Source organism: Tepidimonas sp. HKU77 (assembly GCF_049728535.1).
Lineage (GTDB): Bacteria > Pseudomonadota > Gammaproteobacteria > Burkholderiales > Burkholderiaceae_C > Tepidimonas.
This window is the reverse complement of record NZ_CP187300.1, coordinates 205,910-229,663: the sequence shown is the minus strand read 5'-3', so window position 1 is coordinate 229,663 and position 23,754 is coordinate 205,910. Positions and strand designations below refer to the sequence as shown.

At 67.6% G+C, this 23,754-nt stretch carries 21 protein-coding genes; 12 read left to right on the top strand and 9 right to left on the bottom strand.

Features of this window, described 5'->3' with window-relative positions:
- Positions 1-75 precede the first annotated feature (75 nt).
- The gene (locus ACPP3B_RS01000) at positions 76-846 is read left to right on the top strand and encodes a type 1 glutamine amidotransferase (RefSeq protein ID WP_299019822.1); all 771 of its coding nucleotides are present in this window, start codon (positions 76-78) and stop codon (positions 844-846) included.
- A 49-nt stretch (positions 847-895) separates the two neighbouring features.
- Positions 896-1,675, top strand: coding sequence for an enoyl-CoA hydratase/isomerase family protein (locus ACPP3B_RS00995; RefSeq protein WP_299019819.1), 780 nt, complete (start codon positions 896-898; stop codon positions 1,673-1,675).
- Here the strand turns inward: ACPP3B_RS00995 and ACPP3B_RS00990 are convergent.
- Positions 1,672-2,508 (bottom strand): IclR family transcriptional regulator, encoded by an 837-nt coding sequence (locus tag ACPP3B_RS00990; RefSeq protein ID WP_424859477.1) that lies wholly within the window; start codon positions 2,506-2,508, stop codon positions 1,672-1,674. The two genes, ACPP3B_RS00995 and ACPP3B_RS00990, sit on opposite strands and share 4 nt — an antisense overlap.
- Before the next feature lie 179 nt (positions 2,509-2,687).
- On the opposite strand from ACPP3B_RS00990, the gene ACPP3B_RS00985 reads away from it, so the two are divergent.
- The 7 genes from ACPP3B_RS00985 (at position 2,688) to ACPP3B_RS00955 (ending at position 9,362) form a co-directional block, all read left to right on the top strand.
- Positions 2,688-3,644: an MBL fold metallo-hydrolase gene (locus ACPP3B_RS00985; RefSeq protein ID WP_424859476.1), complete on the top strand. Its 957-nt coding sequence runs from the start codon at positions 2,688-2,690 to the stop codon at positions 3,642-3,644.
- Positions 3,645-3,676: 32 nt separating this feature from the next.
- A complete protein-coding gene (locus ACPP3B_RS00980) occupies positions 3,677-4,219 on the top strand; it encodes a VOC family protein (RefSeq protein ID WP_424859475.1) in 543 nt (180 codons plus the stop codon).
- A gap of 2 nt (positions 4,220-4,221) precedes the next feature.
- Positions 4,222-5,832, top strand: coding sequence for an FAD-dependent oxidoreductase (locus tag ACPP3B_RS00975; protein ID WP_424859474.1), 1,611 nt, complete (start codon positions 4,222-4,224; stop codon positions 5,830-5,832).
- Between the two features lie 37 nt (positions 5,833-5,869).
- The gene (locus ACPP3B_RS00970; protein ID WP_299020588.1) at positions 5,870-6,079 is read left to right on the top strand and encodes a DUF2783 domain-containing protein; all 210 of its coding nucleotides are present in this window, start codon (positions 5,870-5,872) and stop codon (positions 6,077-6,079) included.
- 7 nt (positions 6,080-6,086) lie between these two features.
- Positions 6,087-7,418, top strand: coding sequence for a fumarylacetoacetase (fahA, locus tag ACPP3B_RS00965; protein ID WP_424859473.1), 1,332 nt, complete (start codon positions 6,087-6,089; stop codon positions 7,416-7,418).
- Between the two features lie 95 nt (positions 7,419-7,513).
- The gene (locus ACPP3B_RS00960; protein WP_424859472.1) at positions 7,514-8,038 is read left to right on the top strand and encodes a TRAP transporter small permease; all 525 of its coding nucleotides are present in this window, start codon (positions 7,514-7,516) and stop codon (positions 8,036-8,038) included.
- A gap of 1 nt (position 8,039) precedes the next feature.
- A complete protein-coding gene (locus ACPP3B_RS00955; RefSeq protein WP_424859471.1) occupies positions 8,040-9,362 on the top strand; it encodes a TRAP transporter large permease in 1,323 nt (440 codons plus the stop codon).
- A 356-nt stretch (positions 9,363-9,718) separates the two neighbouring features.
- On the opposite strand, the gene rpoD is transcribed toward ACPP3B_RS00955, so the two are convergent.
- The 8 genes from rpoD to ACPP3B_RS00915 all read right to left on the bottom strand — a co-directional run bounded on the left by rpoD (position 9,719) and on the right by ACPP3B_RS00915 (position 21,818).
- Positions 9,719-12,064 (bottom strand): RNA polymerase sigma factor RpoD, encoded by a 2,346-nt coding sequence (gene rpoD / locus ACPP3B_RS00950; protein WP_424859470.1) that lies wholly within the window; start codon positions 12,062-12,064, stop codon positions 9,719-9,721.
- Between the two features lie 310 nt (positions 12,065-12,374).
- Positions 12,375-12,860: a hypothetical protein gene (locus ACPP3B_RS00945; RefSeq protein WP_424859469.1), complete on the bottom strand. Its 486-nt coding sequence runs from the start codon at positions 12,858-12,860 to the stop codon at positions 12,375-12,377.
- A complete protein-coding gene (dnaG, locus tag ACPP3B_RS00940; RefSeq protein ID WP_424859468.1) occupies positions 12,785-14,302 on the bottom strand; it encodes a DNA primase in 1,518 nt (505 codons plus the stop codon). Before dnaG ends, ACPP3B_RS00945 begins: the two co-directional genes overlap by 76 nt.
- Positions 14,303-14,311: 9 nt before the next feature.
- Complete coding sequence (locus ACPP3B_RS00935; protein WP_424859467.1) at positions 14,312-17,137, bottom strand: EAL domain-containing protein; 2,826 nt, start codon at positions 17,135-17,137, stop codon at positions 14,312-14,314.
- Positions 17,134-18,120 (bottom strand): ABC transporter substrate-binding protein, encoded by a 987-nt coding sequence (locus ACPP3B_RS00930; RefSeq protein WP_424859466.1) that lies wholly within the window; start codon positions 18,118-18,120, stop codon positions 17,134-17,136. The genes ACPP3B_RS00935 and ACPP3B_RS00930 overlap by 4 nt, the downstream gene beginning before the upstream one ends.
- A 61-nt stretch (positions 18,121-18,181) precedes the next feature.
- On the bottom strand, positions 18,182-19,756 hold the full coding sequence (locus tag ACPP3B_RS00925; RefSeq protein ID WP_424859465.1) for a diguanylate cyclase: 1,575 nt from the start codon (positions 19,754-19,756) through the stop codon (positions 18,182-18,184).
- A 72-nt stretch (positions 19,757-19,828) separates the two neighbouring features.
- Positions 19,829-20,587, bottom strand: coding sequence for a 3-hydroxyacyl-CoA dehydrogenase (locus ACPP3B_RS00920; RefSeq protein ID WP_424859464.1), 759 nt, complete (start codon positions 20,585-20,587; stop codon positions 19,829-19,831).
- Between the two features lie 151 nt (positions 20,588-20,738).
- A complete protein-coding gene (locus ACPP3B_RS00915; RefSeq protein WP_424859463.1) occupies positions 20,739-21,818 on the bottom strand; it encodes an extracellular solute-binding protein in 1,080 nt (359 codons plus the stop codon).
- A gap of 141 nt (positions 21,819-21,959) precedes the next feature.
- Between ACPP3B_RS00915 and ACPP3B_RS00910 the strand changes: the two genes are divergently transcribed.
- From ACPP3B_RS00910 to ACPP3B_RS00900, 3 genes are all read left to right on the top strand, one after another.
- The gene (locus ACPP3B_RS00910; RefSeq protein WP_424859462.1) at positions 21,960-22,892 is read left to right on the top strand and encodes a patatin-like phospholipase family protein; all 933 of its coding nucleotides are present in this window, start codon (positions 21,960-21,962) and stop codon (positions 22,890-22,892) included.
- A 132-nt stretch (positions 22,893-23,024) separates the two neighbouring features.
- Positions 23,025-23,315 (top strand): nucleotidyltransferase family protein, encoded by a 291-nt coding sequence (locus tag ACPP3B_RS00905; RefSeq protein WP_299019526.1) that lies wholly within the window; start codon positions 23,025-23,027, stop codon positions 23,313-23,315.
- Complete coding sequence (locus ACPP3B_RS00900) at positions 23,312-23,722, top strand: HepT-like ribonuclease domain-containing protein (RefSeq protein ID WP_299019525.1); 411 nt, start codon at positions 23,312-23,314, stop codon at positions 23,720-23,722. Before ACPP3B_RS00905 ends, ACPP3B_RS00900 begins: the two co-directional genes overlap by 4 nt.
- The last annotated feature ends 32 nt before the right edge of the window (positions 23,723-23,754 follow it).

Here is a 23,754-nt window from a genome sequence, read left to right as displayed (position 1 = left end):
GACTGCGGCATCGGGGCCGGATTGGCACCACGATCCGAGTGGGCGCGCAGGGCCGGCGGCTACCATCGTGCCACCATGCCAAACACCGCTGACGATCGCCAGCCGGCGAATCACGCCCCCACCGACGTGCTCGTGTTGCAGCACACCCTCGAAGATCCCGCAGGGTATCTGGCTACGTGGCTGGATGCCGTGGGTGCGCGCTGGGACGTCTTCTGTGCGGAAGCGGGCGAGCATTATCCGGAAACGGTCGCCGGCTACCGGGCGCTCGCGGTGCTCGGCGGTGAGTGGAGCGCCAACGACGACCGACCGTCGCTGCGCCATGCCGAGGCGTTGATTCGTGAGGCCGATGCGCTCGGCATCCCCGTCATTGGCCATTGCCTGGGCGGACAGTTGATGGCGCGTGCCCTGGGCGGGCGTGTGCAGCGCCTGCCGCAGCCCGAAATCGGGTGGCTGCCCATCCGGCACGGTGGCAGTGCCGCCGCCCGCGAATGGCTGGGCGACGATCCGCAACCCGTGGTGTATCAGTGGCACTACGATGGGGTGGTCGAGCTGCCACCCGGGGCAACGGTGCTGGCCGCCTCGCCTGCGTGTGCGGTGCAGGCCTACACCCTCGGTCCCCATCTGGGCATGCAATTCCACATCGAGATCACGCCGCTGAAGATCGAGAACTGGTTAGGGGATCCGGGCCCGGTCTATCCGCACGCGGTGGGCGCACATCCCGATACCGTGCAAGACCCGGCGGCGATGCGCGCGGCGACGGCGGTACACCAGGCCGCGAGCTACCGCCTGGCCGACCACCTGTACCGCGCATGGCAGCGGCGTTGGCGCCCGGCGTCCCGGGTGTGAGGCGCATCGATCGCGCCTTCGGGGCGTCGGCCCGCGGCATACTCCGCACATGCACGACGACGGCACTCCCCCTTTGTTGACCGTGGACGGTGGCGTGGCCACGATCACGCTCAACCGTCCCCGCCACCACAACCGCTTACACGACGAGGACTTGCGGACCCTGATCGGGCACGTGCAAGCCGTCGATCGCGACCCCGTGGTGCGCGTGCTGGTGCTGGCGGCACGCGTGCGCTCGGACGCACCCGTGTTCAGCGCGGGTTTTCACGTGGGCGCCTTCGGCGACGATGCCGGGGCTGCCGTGCGGGCGTTCGCTGCTGCGGCCGACGCGGTGGCGGCGGCCCGGCCGGTGACGATGGCAGCGCTCAACGGCAGTGTCTATGGCGGCGCGACCGATCTGGCGCTGGCGTGTGACTTTCGCCTCGGGGTGGAGGGCATGGAGCTGCGCATGCCCGCCGCGGCGCTGGGGCTGCACTACTATCCCAGCGGCTTGCGGCGTGCGGTGGCCACGATTGGCCTGCGGGCGGCGCGGCGCCTTTTTTTGCTGGGGCAGCCGCTCGATGCCGCCGCGCTGCAGGCGTTGGGTTTTTTGGACGAGTGTGTGCCGGCCGAGGACTTGCCTGCGGCCGTGCGCCAACGCTGCGAGCAGGTGCTTGCACTGGCGCCGCTGGCGGTGCAGGGCATGAAGCAGACGCTGCAGGAAATGGCGTTGGGTGAGGATCAGCCCGCGCGGTGGGAGGCACGTGCGGCCGCGACCTATGCCAGTGCCGACTTCGCCGAAGGGCGGGCTGCGTTTGGGCAGCGCCGCGCGCCCCGTTTTCTCGGTCGTTAGGGCCGCTCGAGTTCGGGTGAGACCGCACCCAACCGCGCCGACAGCCGCTCACCGGCGGCCTGCAGCGCCTGCGCTTGGGCGCTACCCGGGGCCAAATCCAGCCAGGCACTGGGGCCGATGGCCGCCATGACCAGCGCCAACCGCCCCAAACCATCGAAGACCGGTACCGCCATGGCGCTGATGCCCGGCAGCAGTTCGTCGCGCACGCGGCTGACGCGCTCGCGCCGGATGGCTGCCAGCTCGGCCTGAAACCCCGCATCGTCCAACGCGGCGGCCTCGCCCTCACGCGCCAGCGCCGCCGCCACCGCCTCCGCGGGGGCGAAGGCCGCAAACACCTTGCCCGTGCCGGTGTGCCGCAGCGATGCGGGCGTGCCGTGCCGCACGGCCACGTGCACCGGCGTAGGGCCGTGTTCCACATGCACGATGATCGGCCCCATCGGCCCCCACACCGCCGCCGATACCGTGCAGCCGACCGCTTGCGCCAGCGCCGGCAGTTCACTCACGGCCAGGCGCACCGGATCGACCTGCTGCAGCCCGATCAACCCCAGCTGCAACGCCAGGGGCCCCAGCCCATAGTGGCCGCTGACGCGGTCTTGCTCGATCAGCCCCAGCTTGCCAAAGCTCACCAGGTACGGGTGTGCCTTGGCGGGCGTCATGCCCGCGGCGCGTGCCAAATCCTTCAGCGGCAAGGCGGTGCCGCTGCGCACGAGAGCCTTGAGCAGTTGACCGCCCACCTCCACGCTCTGGATGCCGCGCGAGCCGCGCGCTTCCGAGCCGTCGGCAGGGATACCGCTCGTCGCCGGGCGCGTGCGTTTGGGGGGGAGCGTGCTCATGATGGGACCAATCGTATCGACTCACACGCGCTGAGCACGCGCGTGATCCTTGGGTTCGGGTTTATACGGAGTCAAATTCGTTGGACATGGTACAACATGGTCGCGTATGATGTGCGTTGTTGTATGACAAATGCGTTTGGCATGCGTGAACGACGATGCCAGCGCCCACGGAGTTCTCCATGAGCCGAAAAGCTTTTGCCAGCCAGGCCGACCTCGAAGACAAACCGGTCAGCTTCACCCGCCTGTCCGAGCACGCGTACGCCTACACCGCCGAGGGCGACCCCAACACCGGGATCATCATCGGCGACAACGCCGTGATGGTGATCGACACGCAGGCCACCCCCGTGATGGCGCAAGACGTGATCCGCCGCATCCGTGAGGTCACGGACAAGCCCATCAAGTACGTGGTGCTGTCGCACTACCACGCGGTGCGCGTGCTGGGGGCATCGGCCTACCAGGCCGAGCACATCATCGCCAGCCAGGACACCTACGACCTGATCGTCGAGCGCGGCGAGGCCGACAAAGCCAGCGAGATAGGGCGCTTTCCGCGTCTGTTCCGCGCCGTCGAGTCGGTGCCGCCGGGCCTGACGTGGCCGACCATCACCTTCACCGGCAAGATGACGATCTGGCTGGGCAAGCTGGAAGTGCAACTGCTGCAACTGGGGCGTGGCCACACCAAGGGCGACACCGTGGCGTGGCTGCCGCAAGAGAAGATCCTGTTCTCGGGTGACTTGGTCGAGTTCGACGCCACGCCCTACGCGGGAGATGCGTACTTTCGTGACTGGCCGCGCACGCTCGACAACATCGCCGCGCTGCAGCCCGAAAAATTGGTGCCGGGGCGCGGGGCGGCGCTGGTCACGCCCGAGCAGGTGCAAGCCGGTTTGGCCGGAACACGGGCTTTCATCTCGGACGTGTACGCCTGCGTGCAGGAGGGGGTGGCCGCCGGCAAGGACCTCAAGACCGTCTACCGCGAGACCTATGAGCGCCTCAAGCCCAAGTACGGCCACTGGGTGATCTTCGACCACTGCATGCCCTTCGACGTGACGCGCTGCTACGACGAGGCCACGCAATATCCCGACCCCCGCATCTGGACCGCCGAGCGCGACCGCCAGATGTGGGAAACCCTGGAAGGCTGATGCCGCCTTCGCCACCCGAGAGGAGACCGATCATGCAGATTCAACGCATCCACCACGTCGCCTACCGCTGCAAGGACGCGAAGGAAACCGTCGAGTGGTACGTCAAGCACCTGAACATGAACTTCGTGCTGGCGATCGCCGAGGACCAGGTGCCCTCCACCAAGGCGCCGGATCCGTACATGCACGTGTTCCTCGACGCTGGGCAGGGCAATGTGCTGGCGTTTTTTGAGCTGCCCAACTCGCCGGCCATGGGGCGCGACACCAACACCCCCGAGTGGGTGCAGCACATCGCCTTCAAGGTGGACAGCGTGCAGACGCTGGAGGAGACCAAGGCGCGGCTGGAGGCCGCCGGCATCCCGGTGGTCGGCATCACCGACCACACGATCTTCAAGAGCATCTACTTCTTCGACCCCAACGGTCACCGCATCGAGCTGGCGGCCGACGTCGGCACGCCGGACATGTACGAAAAACTCGACGCCGTGAAGTGGGAGATGCTGGACGAATGGGCCCGGACCAAGCGGGCGCCCAAGCACGCCGCCTGGATGCACGAAAAAGAGTTCCACGCCGTCGACTGAACATGTTGCACACCTACACCTATCCGCAGTACGCCTACCGGCAAAGCGACGAGCAGCGCGATGGCCTGCGGGTGCGCCACCCGGTCGTCGTCATCGGCGCCGGCCCCGTGGGCATGACGCAGGCCCTGGACTGTGCCGCCCGCGGCATCCCCACCGTCGTGCTCGACGACAACAACACGGTCAGCGTGGGCTCGCGTGCGGTGTGCTATGCCAAGCGGCCGCTGGAGATCTGGGATCGCCTGGGGGTGGCCGAGGACTTCGTCGCCCAGGGCATTCAGTGGAAGGTGGGCAAGGTGTTCTTCCGCGACGAGCTGGTCTACCAGTTCGACCTGCTGCCGGAAGACCACCACAAGATGCCGGCGATGATCAACCTGCAGCAGTACTACCTGGAAGAGCGGCTGGTGCGCGCCTGCGACGAGTCGCCCCTGGTGGACTTGCGCTGGAAGCACAAGGTGCTGGCGCTGGAGCCGCAGGCCGACCACGTGGTGCTCACGATCGAGACGCCCGACGGCATCTTCAAGACCGAGGCGTCGTGGCTCATCGCCTGCGATGGCGCCAGCAGCGACACGCGCCGCCTGATCGGCGCGGATTTCACCGGCCAGTTCTTCCAGGACCGTTTCCTGATCGCCGACGTGGTGATGAAGGCGGACTTTCCGACCGAGCGCTGGTTCTGGTTCGACCCGCCGTTCCACCGCGGCCAGAGCGTGCTGCTGCACAAACAGTGCGACAACGTCTGGCGCATCGACTTCCAGCTCGGCTGGGACGCCGACCCCAACGAGGAGAAAAAGCCCGAGCGCGTCATCCCGCGCATCCAGGCCATGCTGGGGCCGGACGTGCCGTTCGAGCTGGAGTGGGTGTCGGTGTATCAGTTCGCCTGCCGGCGCATCGACCGCTTCCGCCACGGCCGCGTGATCTTCGCGGGCGACGCGGCGCACCAGGTCTCGCCGTTCGGTGCGCGCGGGGCCAACAGCGGCGTGCAGGACTGCGACAACCTGAGTTGGAAGCTCAAGGCCGTGCTGGACGGCGACGCGCCCGAGGCCCTGCTGGACACGTACCACGACGAGCGCGCCTTTGCCGCCGACGACAACCTGCGCAACTCCACGCGCTCGACGGACTTCATCACGCCCAAGAGCCGCACCTCGCTGCGCCTGCGCAATGCGGTGCTGGAGCTGGCGCGCACCGAGCCGTTTGCGCGCCCGCTGGTCAACAGCGGGCGGCTCTCGACGCCCACCCCGTATATCAACTCCCCGCTCAACACCCCGGATGCGGAGCCGTTTGCCGGGCGCATGACGCCGGGCACCAATTGCGCCGATGCCCCGATCGACGTTGACGGTCGACCCGCATGGCTGCTCAACCAGTTGGGCGATGGCTTCGTGCTGCTGGCCTTTGGGCCCGCTGAGCCGGTGCGCGTGGGCGGCGTCGAGGCGCGGGTGCTGCAGGTGGGCCGCGACCTGCACGACCCCACGGGCGTGCTCGCGCAGCGCTACGACGGCCAGCCCGGCACGGTCTACCTGATCCGGCCCGACCAGTACGTCGCCGCGCGCTGGCGCCGCTTCGACGCTGCTGCTGTCCAGGCCGCCCTGGCGCGTGCGCTGGCGCATGTGCGGGTTTGAACCGGGCTGTGCGCCGCGCCCTCATTCGGAGCTTGTCATGCCGCTGAACCGCCAACCCCACATCCCCGAGCCCGACGCCTTTTACGAGGAATTGATCAACGCCCAGCGCGACCTCACCGACGAGCAGGCGGAGATGTTTCTGGCCAAACTGGTGTTGATCCTGGCCAACCACGTCGGCGACCGCGCCGTGCTGTCCGAGGCGATCACGCTGGCGCGGGCCAACACCCTCGCCACCACTGCCGCTTGACCCTGTCATGTCCCTGATCAACGAAACCCACGATCCCGCCCTGCGCAGTTGGGTCGCCAGCGCCAACCAGCCCGGCCACGACTTTCCCATCCAGAACCTGCCGTTTGCCAGCGTACGTCGCCGTGGCACCGGAGAGCCTTTCCGCGGCGGCGTGGCCATTGGTGACGCCATCGTCGATCTCGCCGCGCTGCACCGCGCACATCCGTTCGACGGGCTGGCGGCCGAGGCCCTGGCGGCGGGGGCCGAGCCCCAGCTCAACGCGCTGATGGGCTTGGGCCCCGCGCACTGGAGCGCGCTGCGGCTGGCGCTGTCGCACGCGCTGCGCGAGGGCAGTGCGCTGCGCGCCGTCGTCGAGCCCTGCCTGATGCCGCAGGCCGAGGCCGAGTACGGGCTGCCCGCCCGCATCGGCGACTACACCGACTTCTACACCTCCATCCATCACGCGACCAACATCGGGCGCCTGTTTCGGCCCGACAATCCGCTGCTGCCCAACTACACCTGGGTGCCGATCGGCTACCACGGGCGTAGCTCCAGCATCGGTGTGTCGCCGCAGGCGTTTCGCCGCCCGCGCGGCCAGATCAAGGCCCCCGACGCTGCAGCGCCCGTGCTGGCACCCAGTCGGCGGCTGGATATCGAACTCGAACTCGGCGTCTTTGTGGGCCCTGGCAACGCGCTGGGCGAGCCCATCCCCGTGGCCGAGGCCGAGGCGCACGTGTTTGGCATCGTGCTGCTCAACGACTGGTCAGCGCGCGACATTCAGGCTTGGGAATACCAACCGCTGGGCCCGTTCCTGGCCAAAAACTTCGCCACCACGATTTCGCCTTGGGTGGTGACGCTGGAGGCGCTGGCGCCGTTTCGCGTCCCGTTCGAGCGCTCAGCCGATCACCCCCCGCCCTTGCCCTACCTGGACCATCCCCGCCTGCGCGAGCAGGGGGCTGTCGACATCCAGCTCGAGATCGCGTGGCAGACGGTGCGCATGGCAGAGCAAGGCCTGCCGCCGCACCCCGCTGCGCAGACCAACTACCGCCATGCGTACTGGACGCTGGGGCAGATGGTGGCGCACCACACCGTCAACGGCTGCAACCTGCAGCCCGGCGACTTGTTGGGCACGGGCACCCTCTCGGGCCCGCAGCCCGAACAGGCCGCCGCTTTCATCGAGCTGACGCAGGGCGGCAAACAGCCGCTGACGCTGCCCAGCGGCGAAGCGCGCACCTTCCTGGAGGACGGCGACACTGTCGTGCTGCGCGGCTGGTGCGAGGCGTCCGGCGCAGTGCGCATCGGCTTTGGCGAATGCCGGGGGACCGTGTTGCCCGCCCGGTCTGGCGATCAGGACCAGTAAACTTCGTCGCCCCGGGCGCGTGTGCTCGCCTCGGGCGTTCCATCGGCATCGGCGGGGCCCCCGGCCTGGGGGGCCGGGTTTTTTCACGGAATACCATGATGACGGATTGGGTTTTTCGGCTGGCCCGCTGGTCGGCCTTGACCGGCGGTTTGGTTCTCGTGGCGATCACGGTCATGGTCGTCATCAGCGTCACGGGTCGCGCGCTCACTGGGCTGGGGCTGGGCCCCGTGCCGGGCGACTTCGAACTCGTCGAGCTGGGCACGGGTGTGGCGGTTTTTTGGTTTCTGCCGTGGACGTTTCTGCGCGGCGGACATGCCACCGTCGACCTGCTCTACCACCACTTGCCACGCGCCGTTCAGCACGTGCTGACCTTGGTGTGTGACGTGCTCATGCTGTTGCTGTGGGCGGTGCTGACCTGGCGGCTTTGGGATGGCATGCTGGAGAAGCGCGAATACCTCGAGACCACCTTCATCCTGCAGCTGCCCGTTTGGTGGGCGTATGCCGCGTGTGTGGTCGGTGCTGCCATTGGCTGCCTGGCCTACGCGGCCAAGGTAGCGATCGATCTGGGGCTGGCGCGCTACCCGCAGGGTTGGCCGGTGGCATCCGCGGGAGCGCATTGACATGACGGGGATCGAACTGGCCGCATGGTCGTTTCCGGTCTTGTTGGCGCTCATTTTCATTCGCGTGCCCATCGGGCTGGCCATGGCCCTCTGTGGGATTGGCGGGGCGGTGCTCATCTACGGCACGCCGGCGCCCCTGCTCAATCAGCTCAAGCAGGTCACGTTCACCACGTTTTCGAACTACAACCTTTCGGTCGTGCCGCTGTTTTTGCTGATGGGGCAGTTCGCGGCACTGGGCGGCCTGTCGCGCGCGCTGTTCAAGGCGGCCGAAGCCTGGATTGGCCACTGGCGCGGTGGCGTGGCCATGGCGGCCGTCGGTGCCTGTGCGGGTTTCGGCGCCATCTGTGGCTCGTCGCTGGCCACGGCCGCCACCATGGGGCAGGTGGCCTTGCCCGAGCTGCGCCGCGCCGGTTACTCGGGGGCGCTGTCCACGGGCTGTCTGGCTGCCGGCGGCACGCTCGGCATCTTGATTCCCCCCTCCGTGGTGCTCGTCATCTACGCGATCTTGACCGAACAGAACATCGCCAAGCTGTTCCTGGCCGCCTTCATCCCTGGCGTGCTGGCGGCCGTGGGCTACCTCATCGTCATCTCGCTGTACGTGCGGGCTCGGCCGAGCAGCGCCGGGCGCATGGCGCCCGCGCCCATGGCCGAACGCTGGAAGGCACTCGTCCAAACGTGGCCGGTGATCGTGATTTTTTTGGCCGTGGTGGGGGGTATCTACAGCGGCATCTTCACCCCCACCGAGGGGGCGGCCGTCGGGGCCTTCGGAACAGGGTTGGCGGCCTGGCTGGCCGGTGGCCTCAACGCCCGCACCCTGCGCGAAGCCATTTATGGCACCGCGGTGGCCACGGGCATGATCTTCATGATCGTGCTCGGTGCCGGCCTGTACAACACGTTTTTGGCGCTGTCGCAACTGCCGCAGGAGCTGGCGCAATGGGTCATCGGCCAGGGCCTTAGCCCGTGGGTGGTGCTGGCGGCGGTGCTCGTGATCTACCTGTTGCTGGGCTGTGTCATGGACTCGCTGTCCATGATCCTGCTGACCATCCCGATCTTTTTTCCGATGATCATGGGTCTGGATTTCGGCTTGACGCCCGAAGAGACGGCCATCTGGTTCGGCATTCTGGTGTTGATCATGGTCGAAGTGGGCCTGATCACGCCGCCTGTGGGCATGAACCTGTTCGTCATCAACAACTTGGCGCGCGATGTGCCGATCCAACACACCTACCGCGGGGTGCTGCCGTTCGTTGTCAGCGACCTGGTGCGTACGGCGATCTTGGCCGCGTTTCCTGGTATTACCTTGTTTGCGCTATGGCTGACGTCGTGAAGCCCACCATGCCCGCAGACGGTGCGGGTGTGCATTCGACCGCACCCTCGATCTCGCGTGTCGGGTTGGTCGGGCTGGGGCCTAGAGCGCGTGCCGGAACATCCGGTGTGCACCGCCGCTACCGTGCCCGCTGCGGTGGCAGCAATACCGTTAAGATCGGCAACCGCTGGCTCTACCCCGATGCACGCTCAAGGAGCTGCGGATGCTGTTCGCGGCGCACGGCATGGGCTTGATCAAGCGGGACACCGAGAATCCGGCCGACAGCCAGATGTTGTTTCCAGCGCGCTTTCGGGTCCGCTGAGCGCTGGATCCGCTGCCCAACGGCCGTCCGCCAAGGGGCGATGGCCCCTCGGACGTCACGGGTTATCGAGGAAGCTGCGCAGCTTCTCCGAGCGGCTGGGATGCTTGAGCTTGCGGATCGCCTTGGCCTCGATCTGGCGGATGCGCTCGCGCGTGACGTCGAACTGCTTGCCCACCTCCTCCAACGTGTGGTCGGTGGACATTTCGATGCCGTAGCGCATGCGCAGCACCTTGGCCTCGCGCGGGGTTAGGGTGTCCAGGATTTCCTTGACCACCTCGCGCAAGCCAGCCTGCATGGCGGCATCGACCGGTGCCACGTTGCTTGTGTCCTCGATGAAGTCGCCCAGGTGGCTGTCGTCGTCGTCGCCGATGGGGGTCTCCATCGAGATCGGCTCCTTGGCGATCTTCATGATTTTGCGGATCTTGTCCTCCGGCATCCCCATTTTTTCCGCCAGGATCGAGGCGTCGGGCTCCACGCCAAACTCCTGCAGGTGCTGGCGCGAGATGCGGTTCATCTTATTGATGGTCTCGATCATGTGCACCGGGATACGGATGGTGCGCGCCTGATCCGCGATCGAGCGCGTAATGGCCTGCCGGATCCACCAAGTGGCATAAGTGGAAAACTTGTAGCCGCGCCGGTACTCGAACTTGTCCACCGCCTTCATCAGGCCGATGTTGCCCTCCTGGATTAGGTCCAGGAACTGCAGGCCGCGGTTGGTGTACTTCTTGGCAATCGAGATTACCAGCCGCAGGTTGGCCTCGATCATCTCGCGCTTGGCGTCGCGCGACATGGCTTCGCCTTCGTTCATGCGCTTGTGGATCGCCTTGAGCTGCTCCAGCGGCACCACGACTTGCGTTTGCAGGTCGATGAGTTTTTGCTGCAACTCCTGGATGGCGGGGATGTTGCGCCCCAGCACCGCGCTCCACGGCTTGTTGGCCGCGGCTTGGCGTTCCACCCACTGCAGGTTGAGCAGGTTGGGCGGAAACTCGGCGATGAACTTCTTTTGCGGCATGCCGCACTTGTCCACGATGATGCGGCGCAGCTCGCGCTCGATGCGACGCACGGTCTCGACCTGCTGGCGTACTTTGTCGCACAGCGTCTCGATCGCCTTGGCGGTGAAGCGGATCGTCATCAAGGTCTCGGTGATGCGCGCCTGCACCGCTCGGTAGCGCGGCGTGCCCCAGCCCTCGGCCTCGTAGACTTCGCGCAGCTCGTCGAACTGCGCGCGGATGGCGTCGAAGCGCTGTAGCGCCTCGCGCTTGAGCTCCTCCATCTTGCGCGTCAGCGCCTTGGAGCCGCCCTTGCCATCATCGTCGTCCTCGTAGTCGTCGAAATCTTCCTCGGCGACGTAGTCGTCGGCTTCGTCGGCGTCGGTAAAACCGTCCACCACCGCCGAGATGATGGTCTTGCCCTCGCGGATTTCGTCGGCCATGACCAGGATGTCGTGGATGATGGCAGGCGACTCCGAAATGGCTTCCATCATCTCGTGCAAACCGCGCTCGATGCGCTTGGCGATCTCGATCTCGCCCTCGCGCGTGAGCAGCTCTACCGTGCCCATTTCGCGCATGTACATGCGCACGGGGTCGGTGGTGCGGCCAAATTCGCTGTCCACGGTGGACAGCGCGGCTTCGGCTTCTTCCTCGGCCTCTTCTTCGGTGGTGACGGCGGTGGGGGCGCCGGTCAGCAGCAGGGTTTCGGCGTCGGGCGTCTGGTCATAGACGGCCACACCCATGTCGTTGAGCAGCGAGACCACGACCTCCAGCGTCTCTTGCTCGACCAGTTTGTCGGGCAGGTGGTCATTGATCTCGGCGTGCGTCAAGTAGCCGCGCGTCTTGCCCAGCTTGATGAGCTGCTTGAGCTTTTCGCGCCGCAGCTTGGCCTCTTCTTCGGTCAGAACGGTGTCGTCCAGGCCGAACTCCTTCATCAAGGCGCGCTCTTTGGCCTTGCTGAGTTTCATGCGCAGCGGCTTGGCCTTCTCGGCTGCTTCGGCCGCGCTGCCGGTTGGGTCGTCGGCCACGGCCTCGACCTCGTCGTCGATCAGCTCGTCGTCGAGGTCGTCGGTCAGGTCAGCGTCGTCGAAGACGTCGTCCTCAGCCTTGGCTGCGGCGGGCTTGCGGCCACGCGCGGCGCCACCTTTGGCCGCGCGGGCTTTGGTGGTACTGGCTTTGGCCGCACCGGATCGGGACTTGCTGCCCGTGGCCTTGGCGGGGGCGGCCTCCTCGGCGGCCAGGGGCGCGGTGTCGTCGCTCTCGACGGCAGTGGCAGCGGGGACCGGCTTGGCGGCCTTCGGGGTGCGCTTGGTGGGTTTGGGTGCGGGCGAGGCCGCAGGGGTGGCCACCGCGGCGACCTCGGCGTTGACGGCTTCGGCGGTGTTCTGGGTTTTTTTGGAACGGGTACTCACGGCAAACGCTTTCTGCCCGGCGTGGGGGCGGGCCTGACGGAGAAGAAAAAGACACGAGAAAACGGCTCCGCGGAGCCATGCCCATGTGGGGTTGGCCCGTCGGCTTCGCAAGAGGGGTGGGCGAACATTTGGTGTGCAGTCCTTGCGGGGGCGGACGCGCCGTGGGCGTCCTGGCCAGCGGGGGAGCGGCCCGCGTGACCGACTGACCGGTCGACATGGGTGGCGGTGCACGGGGTGCCTGCCATCGACGGGTCGGGCTGTCGGCTGGCCCTGTCCGGAGGTGCTGCTGTCGCGCTTGCGAAACCTCTCATTATAGCAGAGTGTCGTCTTTCTGTAGCAAACGACGTTCGGCGTTCACCTCGCGGTAGCGAGCCAGCGCTTGCGGGTCGGTCGCGGCGCGGGCGATCAGCTCGGTCTCCAGCCGCATGAGCGCTTCGATGCGGATGCGGCGCAGCAGTTCACGCAGCTCGTGCCGGATCTCCTCGTCTGCGGGGGCGGCATCCGCCGCCGCGCCATCGCCCGATGGGGCGTCGAAGCGCTCCAGCCACGGTCCGCTGTCGTGCAGCGCCACCGCCAGCGCCTCGAACGGCTCTCCCCGCAGTGCTTCGCGCAGTGCGGCCCAGGGCTGAGGGCCATGTTCCAGCCACTGGCGCTCCAGCCAGGCGAACAGCGGCCCGTGGGGAGGCGGTTCGGCGGCCAGCAGCGCGTGGTCGTCGGCGGTCAGCCAATCCCACGCTTGCGGTGTGCCCAGCACGATGCGCGCCACCCGGTCGGCGCGGCCCAGCAGTCCGCGCACGGTGCGGCGCGCACGGGGGTAGAGCGGGGCTGGGTGGGAGCGGCGCCCGTCGGCGGCAGCGGGCGGCGCGGCGGCGCCGCCCGCTCGGGCGCCTGTGCGCGGGTGGCCACCGCGCCGTGCCGGCCGGGCGCCGCCCATAGTTGCGCCAGCTCGCGCGCCTCGAGTCCAATGGCGTCGGCCAGTTCCTGCAGCAATTGGCGCTTGAGTGCACCGTCGGGCATGGCGCTCCACAGCGGCTGCGCTTGCGCGCTCAAGCGTGCCCGACCCTCCGGCGTGTCCAGGTCGCAATCGGTGGCGGCCACCTCCAGCAAAAAGCGGCTCAGCGGCGTCGCGTCGCGCACCGCTGCGGCAAAGGCGTCGGCGCCGCGCTCGCGCACGAAGCTGTCCGGGTCATGTTCTGGCGGCAGAAACAGAAAGCGTACGCTGCGCGTATCGGTGGCCAGCGGCAGGGCGGCTTCCAGCGCGCGTCGTGCCGCGCGTCGGCCGGCCGCGTCGCCGTCGAAGGCGAACACCACCGTGTCGCTGAAGCGAAACAGCTTGCCCACGTGCTCCGGCGTGCACGCGGTGCCCAGCGTCGCCACCGCGTGCTCGAACCCCCACTGTGCCAGCGCCACCACGTCCATGTAGCCCTCAGTCACCAGCACGCACCCGGCTTGGCGGATGGCGCTGCGGGCCTCGAACAGGCCGTAGAGTTCTTCGCCCTTGTGAAACACGGGTGTCTCGGGGCTGTTGAGGTATTTGGGCTCACCCGCGTCGATCACGCGGCCACCAAAGCCGATCACTTCGCCTTTGACGTTGCGGATCGGAAAGACGATGCGGTCGCGAAAGCGGTCATAGCGGCGCTGGCCTGGGGCGTCGGCCACGCCGGTGTCGTCGCTGGTGATGACCAGCCCGGCTTCCACCAACCGCTCGTCCTGGTAGTCGGCAAAGACGGTGGACAAAAAGCGCCAGCCCGGCGGCGCATAGCCCAGCCCGAAGCGCTTGGCCACCTGCCCGGTCAGGCCGCGGCGTTTGAGGTAGTCGATGGCGCGCGGCGACGTTTTGAGCTGCGCTCGATAGGCGCGTGCCGCCAGTGCGAGCACTTCGGTCAGTGTGGCTTGTCGCTGGCGCTGCGCTGCGGCGCGCGCGCGCTCCTGCGGCGAGCGCTCGTCATCGGGCACGGTCAGCCCTGTTTGCTGCGCCAAGTCGCGCACCGCTTCGGGGAACGAGGCGCCCGTGTGCGCCATCAGGAAGTCGATCGCGTTGCCGTGCGCGCCGCAGCCAAAGCAGTGATAGAACTGCTTACTGGGGCTGACGGTGAAGGAGGGCGACTTTTCGGCGTGGAAGGGGCACAGCCCGACGAAATTGGCGCCCCCCTTGCGCAGCGGCACATAGCGCCCGACGACCTCGACGAGGTCCACGCGCGCCAGCAGCGTCTGCAAAAATTCGCTCGGGATGGCCACAGGCCGGGATTATCGCGTGCCGCTGTCGTTGCCGCCGTCATGGCTCGCGCCGGGGCGCTCGCGCACCAGTGCCTCGAACGCCTCGACGGGCATGGGCCGCCCGTACAGATAGCCCTGCAATTGGTGACAACCGTGCTCGAGCAGGTACTGGGCCTGCTCGGGCGTTTCCACGCCTTCGGCCAGCACGGTCATCCCCAAGCGGCGCCCGAGCGCGATGATGGTGGTCACGATGGCTTCGAAGTGGCGGTCGTGTTGTTGTAGCCGGGCCACGAAGCGCTGGTCGATCTTGATGACGTCGAACGGCAGCTCGGCCAGGTAGGCCAGCGAGGAATAGCCGGTGCCAAAGTCGTCGATCGCCAGCGACAGGCCGTGCCGGTCCAGTGTCTGCAGCACCCGTCGTGCCTCTTCGATGTCGCCCAACAAAACCGATTCGGTGATTTCCACTTCCAGCCGCTGGGGCGATATACCGGCCTGCCGCAGCGCATGCAGCAGCCCGTTGGCGAAGTCGGGCTGCGCAAACTGGCGCGCGCTGATGTTGATGGCCAGCCGCAGGCGCGACAGCGCCGGGTCGTCGCGCCAGCGCGCCAGCAGCGCCAGGGCTTGCGCCAGCACCCGTTGCCCCAGCGGTACGATCAGGCCGCTTTCCTCGGCCAGCGGGATGAACTCGCTGGGGGGGATGAAGCTGCCATCCGCCTGCGGCCAGCGCACCAGTGCTTCGGCGCCGACGATGCGCCCCTTGGCATCGACCTGGGGTTGCAGGTACAGGCACAGCCTCCCCGTGTCGATGGCATCGCGCAGCGCGTCCAGCCGCTGCTGGCGCTCGCGCATGGCGGCCTCCATCTCGGGGTCGAAGAAGGCCACGCCGTTGCGCCCCCCTTGCTTGACGCTGTACATGGCCAAGTCGGCGGCGCGCAGCACGGCTGCCGCGTCTTCCGCCTGGGCATCGTCGTCACCAAAGAGCGCGATGCCCACGCTGCACGTCAATCGGGTCGACTGGGCTTGCCCAGGCAATTCCGGTGGTGCGGTCACACCGATAACGATTTTGTCGGCCACGGTGCGCGCCGCGTCGGCAGCGCTGGCCCGGCTGGGGTGTGCGGCGGGCAGCAGCACCAAAAATTCGTCTCCCCCTAAGCGCGCCGGGGTGTCTTGCTCGCGCAGCGCGGCGCGCAACCGCTGGGCCACCGCGCGCAGCACGGCATCGCCTGCATCGTGGCCGTGCACGTCGTTGATGGCCTTGAAATGATCCAAATCGACGAACAGCACTGCGCCCCAGCGCCCGTCGCGCCGCGCGGTTAGGATGGCTTGTTGCAGCCGATCCAGCGCCAGGCGGCGGTTGGCCAGGCCGGTGAGCGCGTCATAGAAGGCGAGTTGTTGGATCTGTGCCTCGGCCTGTACACGCCAGCCAATGTCGCTGAAGATGGCCACGTAGTGCCGGACTTTCCCGACCGCGTCGGTGACCGCGCTGATGGTCAGCCATTCGGGGTAAATCTCGCCGTTCTTGCGGCGGTTCCAGATTTCGCCCTCCCAGTGGCCGTCGCGCTGCAGTGCCTCCCACATGGCGCGGTAAAAGTCTGCCCCGTGGCGGCCCGAGCCGAGCAGCTCGCCGGGCTTGCGGCCCTGCGCTTCGGCCTCGGTGTAGCCGGTGATGGCGGTGAACGCCCGGTTGACGCGTATGACGCGCCCGCTAGCGTCCGTGATGAGCACGCCCTGCGCGCTGTCGAACGTCTTGGCCACGACCGCCAACTCGTCCAGCAGGGTTGCCTTGTCGCGCAGCAAGCCTTGCAGGCGTCGGCGCTGGTGGGCCATCCAGCCTGCGAGTGCGCCCAGCGCCACGATGCCCCCAGCGGCGGCTGCCCAGCCCGGCGCGTTGAGACGCAGGTTTTCTTGCCACGTCAAGCGCGGGGTGCCGAAAGGTTCGGCGCGCAGCTCGCGCAGCAGGCGCTCGATCGGGGCATAGGTCAGCGCCGGTGTGAAGCCCGCGATCTCACCGCTGGCCAGCCGGGCGTCGCCGCGCAGGGCCAACAGGGCTTGCGTGATCAAACCCCGCCATGCGGTGTCCACGTGCGGCAGCGCCAGCACCGCCCATTCGGGGTACAGCGGGGTGCTCACCGCCACGGGGTAGCCCGGCAGGTCTTGCCGTTGCAACACCCGCAGGCGGTTCGGGGGGATGGCGCCGCTGGCCAGCAGTGCTTCCCACACGCCGTCACGCACGAAGGCGGCGTCCGCTTGGTCGTCGAGGACGGCGCGCACGGCACGGTCGTGTGGCATGCCGGTGTAGACCCAGTCGATCTCGCTGTCGCGCACGCCACGGCGGTGCAGTTCGAAGCGCTGCAGGTGCAGTCCGCCCAGCGATTCCTTGTGCACCGCCGCCACGCGGTGGCCGCGCAGATCGCGCCAATGCTGTAGCCGGCTGTGGCTGGCCACCAGCACCACCCCACCAAAGGCGGTCGTCTCGATGCCGCGACGGCGGCGTACCAGCGTGGCCATGGGGGTACTGGCCCCCTCGCGCACCGCCAACATGACCGCGTGCGCCGGGTTGGTGATGACGAGATCGACGCGCCGTGCCGAGATATGGGTGTCGAGTTCGTCGTACGGCAGCAGTTGGGCCTCGACGGTCAGCGGAGCGAGTCGCTCGTCGAGGGCTTGCAGCAGTGGTCGCCAGGTGCGCTGTTCGACGTCCAGCGGGCGGTAGATCAGAATCCCCAACCGTACCGTCTGGCGCGGGGGATGCGCCGCGCGCACGGCACTGGCGGCCAGTGCCAGCCCGCCCAGCAGCCAGCTGCGCCGCGTCAGGGCGGCGCTACCCGCATTGGGGGGAGGGCGCAGGGGGCTCATGTCGGGGCTTCGGTTCCGATGGTATCGGGCCACACCAGGGGGGTGTCGACTTCGGTGCCCGACAGCAATCCATTGCGGCGCATCAGGTCGCGCAGCGCGTCGGCCACGGCGGGCAGGCGCGCTTCATCGCCCACCAGCCAGTCGCGGTTGTCGCGCCAGCCGGTCAGTCGCAGGCCGGCAAAAAGCGCGAAGACCTCGTCGCGCGGCACGTCTAGCCAGGGCGCGAGTCGGTAGCGGCTGTCCTCCGGCAGTTCGTTGAGGTGCCGCTGGGCCGCCCACACGCTGGCCAGCAGTGCGCGCCACTGGGGGGTGTGCCGACCCGTGGCAAAACGCGCATGGACCGCCAGCACGTCCACGATAGCCCAGGGCGCGGGCAGTTGCGCACTGTCGAAGATGGGCACGGCCCCGCGATGGCGCAGGCGGCCTGCGGTGGGCTCGAAGGTCACGAGCAGGTCGACCTCGTGTTGGTGCCAAGCGGCCTCGTGCCGGTCGAACGGGACGTGCACCATCTGCACGTCGCTGGCTTGCAGCCCCGCGGCCTGCAGCCACGCCACGGCCATCAGTTCGCCCACGGCGTTGTTTTCGTGTCCCAGGCGCGCGCCGCGCCACTGCGCAGGGTCGGCATGGCTGGGGCGGGCCAGCACTTGGTCGGCCCCCAGCGAGATGTCGAGTATCCCCATGACCCGCAGCGGCAGTCCTTGGTGGCGGGCGCCGATCACTTCGTCGAGCGTGAGCGCGGCCGCCGCGACGCGCCCTTCACGCAGCGCTTGCAGCGATGCCGACGCCGCGCCGGTGCGCAGTGCCTGCACGGCAGCCTCTTCCCACCAATCCAGGCTGCGGGCCAGCTCCAGCGGCGCATAACCGGGCCAAGGGTGGTAGGCCACCCGTAGCAGCTCACGCGCCGCGCACCCGGTGCCGCCGCCAGCGGCCAGCACGGCCGCACTGGCCAGCGCGCCCCGCAGTATCCCACGACGATTCATCATGATGGCAGAAAGTGTTTGGGGGGCCGACCCGACGCGCTGAGCTGCGGAATGAGCCGAAATGTTAGCCAATCTCGACCCGGTTTTTACCGGCGCGCTTGGCACGGTACATGGCAGCATCGGCGCGGGCGATGGCATCGGCCACGGGTTCGTCCGCGCGCAGCTCGGTCACGCCAGCGCTGAAGGTAATGAGCACGTGCTGCTCGCCTTGCAAAAACAGGTGCGTGCTCAGGTCACGCTGCAGGCGGCGCACGACCTCGGCCGCCTCGGTCGGCTCGGTGTCGGGCAGGATGATGATGAACTCCTCGCCGCCGTAGCGCCCGATGGTGTCTTGCGGCCGCAGGCTGCGGCGGCTGACGTCGGCCAGGTGCTTGAGCGCCGCGTCACCGGCCAGATGGCCCAGGGTGTCATTGAGGCGTTTGAAGTTGTCGACGTCCAGCAACGCCAGGCACAAGTGCGTTCCCTGGCGCTCGGCACGCCGGCTTTCGCGGTCGATGGCGGATTCCAGCCCCTTGCGGTTGAGTACGCCAGTCAGCAGGTCGTGCGTGACGAGCTCGGCCATCTGATCCAGCTCCCGCTGCAGCCGTTGGACTTCGGCTTCGGCGCGGTTGGCGCGGTCGCGCAAGTCGATCAGCTCGTCGGCCACGCGCTGGGTGTCGGTGGCGAAGGCGCGCGCGGTCTGGATGGCTTCTTGCACCACCGGCGCCATGTCGGCCAGGCTGGTCGCTTGCTCCAGGCGCTGCGCGCAGGCTTCGAATTTGCTGTGGTACTGGCTGGTGGCGTCGGCCGTCTGCGCCAGCCGCTCCAGAAAGGTGGCCAGCGTCTGGCGCATCAGCTCCTGGGCTTGCAGCGTCTGCTCACGCGCCTGCACTTGCTTGGCGGCGATGTCCTTGAGCCGGCTGTGCAGGTCCTCCAGCCGGCGTTGCGACAGCGGCGGCTGCACGGCTTGCACCAGCGCTTGCAACTGCTGGCGTAGCCATGGGTTGTCGGGGCTGAGCGCATCGAGCTGTTCGAGCACTTGGCGCAGCAGCGCCAACAGCCCCTCGCGTACGCCCAATTGCTCTTCAACCCCAAACGACAGTCGCCATGCGTAATCGGCCAGCAGGCGCCGCAGGGTCGGTGTGTGGTGATCGGGCAGGCGCAGGTACTGCACCAGTTCGCTGCCCAGTTGCTGCAGCCGGGCGTCGTCAGCCGCCACCAGCGGCTGGGCGATGTCGATGATGCGCGCCGTCTGCTCGGCGATCTCGGGCGCGATGGGCGGCGCAGCGTCTGCCGAAGCGGCTGGCGCGGTGGGCGCAGCGGGTGGGGCGTTATCGCGTTCCTCGCGGGTGCTACCGACGGGTGGTGGGGCAGCCGCCGCGCTGGCCAGGTGCTGCGTCAGCAGTTTTTCCAGGTCTTCCCAACTGTGGCGCGAGACGGCCTTGTTGAACAGCGCCTTGAAGCGCACTTGAGCCGGGGTGCGCTCCGGCAACGCTTGGCCGATCTGGCGCAATTGCAGCAGCGGAAACGGCTGCAGCGGCCGGGTGCCCGCGACCTCATGGTAGGCGCTCTGAAAATTGTCGGGCGTGGGCGGCAGCCGACGCGCCGCCAGTAGCTTGACGGCCTCGCGGGCGATTTCTTGTGGAGTCGGGGTGGCCATGGTTGCGGGTCAGCCGTGTAGACGCGCGGACAGCCGCCAGTGTAGCGCTCCCCGGGGACGAGGGCCTCTCCTTTAGCGCGGCTGCAAGCGAATCGCGCCGTCGAGGCGGATCACCTCGCCATTGAGCATATCGTTTTCGATGATGTGCTGCACCAGCTTGGCGTAATCGTCGGGACGCCCCAAGCGTGACGGGAAGGGCACCATGGCCGCCAGCGCGTCTTGCACTGCTTGCGGCATGCCAAACAGCATCGGTGTACCAAAGATGCCCGGTGCGATCGTCATGTGGCGGATGCCGAGTTTGGCGAGGTCGCGCGCAATCGGCAGCGTCATGCCGACCACACCACCCTTGGACGCGGCATAGGCCGCTTGGCCGATTTGCCCTTCGAACGCGGCCACCGACGCGGTGGAGACGATGACACCGCGCTCACCGGTGGGCTCGGGTTCGTTGGCACTCATGGCGTGCGCGGCAAGCCGGATCATGTTGAACGTGCCCACCAGGTTGACCTGGATGACCTTGTTGAACAGCGCCAGCGGGTGCGGGCCGTTTTTACCGACCGTTTTTTCGGCCGGGGCGATGCCGGCGCAATTGACGAGCCCGGCCAGCTTGCCCAGTGCGACCGCCTGGTCGATGACGGCTTGGGCGTCGGCCTCTTGGCTGACGTCGCAACGCACATAGCTGCCGCCAATCTCGCGCGCCACCGCCTGCCCGCGCTCGTCTTGCAGGTCGGCGATGACGACGCGGCCGCCGGCGGCTGCCAGTCGGCGTGCCGTGCCTTCGCCCAGGCCCGACGCGCCGCCCGTGACCACAAATACCTTGCCCGCGATTTCCATGGCCGATCTCCTGTGCTGATTTGACGTTGACGTAAACGTCAATCATAGGCGAAAAAAAGCGCCCACCAGCGGTGGGCGCGTCAAGCACCATGGGGTGCACTCTACCAGGAGTCGGTGCGCGGCCGCTCTGTGTGGGAGCGGCACGCGTGCATCACTTGTAGCCGGCGCGGTCGAGCATTTGCTGCACCTTGGGCAGATTTTTGGCCACGACCGCGAGCGGAATGGTCTCGCGCTTGAAAGCGTCGCCGCCGATGGCCTTGAGCGCGGGGTTGTCGATCTTGACGCCGCGCGCCGCCGGGTACTCGTTGTTGCCGTTGGCGAAGTAGTCTTGTGCAAACGGGCTGGCCAAAAATTCCATGAACTGCACCGCGGCGTCCAGGTTCTTGGTGTGGCGCGCCACGGCGGCGCCGGCGATATTGATGTGCGTGCCCGTGGTGGCTTGGTTGGGGAAGACCACGCGCACGCGCTCGATCACCGTGCGGTCTTCGGGCTTGTCGGATTTGACCAGCCGCGCCAGATAATAGCTGTTGGTCAGCGCCACACCGCACTCGCCGCTGGCCACGGCGCGGATCTGGTCGGTGTCGCCCCCTTTGGGCGGGCGCGCCATGTTGGCGACCAACCCGTTGAGCCAGGCTTGGCCTTTTTCATCCCCCATGCGTTCGATGACGGTGGCAAACAGCGACAGGTTGTACGGGTGCGAGCCGCTGCGTGTGCACAGCAGGCCTTTGAGCTTGGGGTCGGCGAGTTGCTCGTAAGTGGCGACGTCTTCGGCCTTGACGCGCAGCGGGTCGTAGACAATGACGCGCGCCCGCGTCGAAAAGCCGGTCCAGGTTACGCCTTCGGGTGTGCGCGCGGCACGCAGCTCGGGCGGGATGGCCGCGTCGAGCTTGGCCGACCGGATGGGGCGGAACAGCCCCTGCGCGTCGGCGGCGGCCATGCGCGCGGCATCGACCAGCAGCACCACGTCGGCAGGGGAGGCGGCGCCTTCAGCACGCAGCCGCGCGACAATGCCGGCGTCGTCGCTGTCGACACGCTTGATGGCGATGCCCGTGGTGCGGGTGAAGGTGTCGTAGATGACTTCGTCACCGGGGTAGTGGCGCGCCGAGTACAGGTGCAGCACCTTGTCCTGCGCCGCGGCGATCACGGGCATGAGCAGCGGGGTGGCCAGTGTCAGGGCGGCCAGCGTGCCTTGTACGAAGCGGCGACGCAGCGGTGAAGGACGGTTCGACATGGGTAGAGCTCCTTGTGGCGATGAGGGTCTGACAGTGCATCGGCCACGGCGATCGATGCAGCCGGTGCGATGACGAGAGGGATAATACCACAAACAAGAATCATTATCGTTATGGAGAGAGAAAAGCAAACTTTTTTACCGATGCCATCTCGGCGGCAGTGGCTGGCAGGGAGCGCTGCGGCACTGGCGGCCTGGATGTTAGGCGGCTGCGCAACACCGCCCCCTCCGTCGCCACCTGCTGTTCCGGCGCCACCGCTCGAGCCGCCCCTGCGGCCGCCGCGCATCGGGTTGGCGCTGGGCGGGGGCGCGGCACGGGGGTTTGCCCACGTGGGGGTGATCCAGGTGCTCGAGCGCGAGGGCATCCGCCCCGACTTGGTGGTGGGCACGTCGGCGGGCAGCCTAGTGGCGGCGCTGTATGCGCATGGCTTGGGCGGTGCGGCGCTGGAGCGTGCAGCGCTGGAGATGGAGGAGGCGACCATCGCCGATTGGACAGTGCCGATTTTCAACCGCGGGCTGCTGCGCGGCGAGGCGCTGGCGCGCTACGTCAACCGCATGGTGCAGGGGCGGCTGATCGAGGCGATGCCGCTGCCGCTGGGCATTTTGGCCACCGACCTAGCGACGGGCCACCCGGTGCTGTTTCGGCGCGGCGACACGGGCTTGGCGGTGCGCGCCTCGAGTGCGGTGCCGGGGGTGTTTTCGCCTGTGGCCATCGCTGGTCGCACCTATGTCGATGGCGGCCTGGTGGCGCCGGTACCGGTGGAGCAGGCGCGCGAGATGGGCGCCGAGCTGGTGTTGGCGGTGGACATCTCCAGCCCTGCCGAGCCGCTGGTGCAGACCGATCCGGTGCGGGTGCTGCTGCAAACCTTCACCATCATGGGGCAGACCATCAACCGGCATGTGCTGGCGCGCGCCGACGTCGTGGTGCGCCCAGCACTCGACGGGGTGGGCAGTGCCGACTTTGCGGCGCGCCAGCGCAGCATTGCGGCTGGACGCGCGGCCATGCAGGCCGCCTTGCCCGCGCTGCGCGAGCGGCTCGTCGCGCTGCGCCAGCCGCTGCCCTCGGGCCGGGCGTAAAACGTCACCCGTTTCGCGGGCGTTTCTGCCATTGCGGCGGCACCCATGATGTCATCTCGCCGTCAATCCGGGCGCGGTTGTTGCGCTCCCTGCTAGGTTGGTCTACCATGGGCTCATTGTGGAGACGAGCGTATGAGGCCTTCGGAAGCCTTGGTCTTGAACCGTGCGGCCATTCGGCAAGTGGTCGAGTCGCACCGCGCCTGCAACGCTCGGGTGTTTGGTTCCGTCCTGCGTGGCGAGGACACCGACGGCAGCGACTTGGACATCCTGATTGATCCCACGCCGGAGACCACCCTTTTCGACATCGGAGCCATCCGTCACGAACTCAGCACGCTTCTGGGAGTGCCTGTCGATGTGCTGACGCCCAACGCACTGCCCGACCACTTCCGGGCTTCGGTGCTGGCACAGGCTCGCCCGGTATGAACCGCGATCGGCAACGCCTGGTGGACTATCTAGGGCACATCGCGCAGGCCATCGAGCGCATCGACCGCTATACCCGAGACATCGACGAGGCCGAATTTCTGAACCATGATCTGGTTCAAGACGCGGTGATTCGAAATGTCGAGATCATCGGCGAGGCCAGCAACAAGATCCTGACATACTATCCCGAATTTGCGGCTGCCCACCCGGAGCTGCCGTTGTCGTTTGCTTACCAAATGCGCAACGCCGTTGCGCACGGCTATTTCAAGGTGGACTTTGAAATCGTCTGGAGGACGATTCACCGCGATCTGCCGGGGCTGTACGAACGGGTGCGCTCGCTGGTGGACCACCCTCAGGCACCGCCGGCTGCGGACGTGGCGAAAAAAAGCCCCGCCAGCGGCGGGGCTTGAAGGGTCCCTGAATCCGATTTCGAAGAGACCCG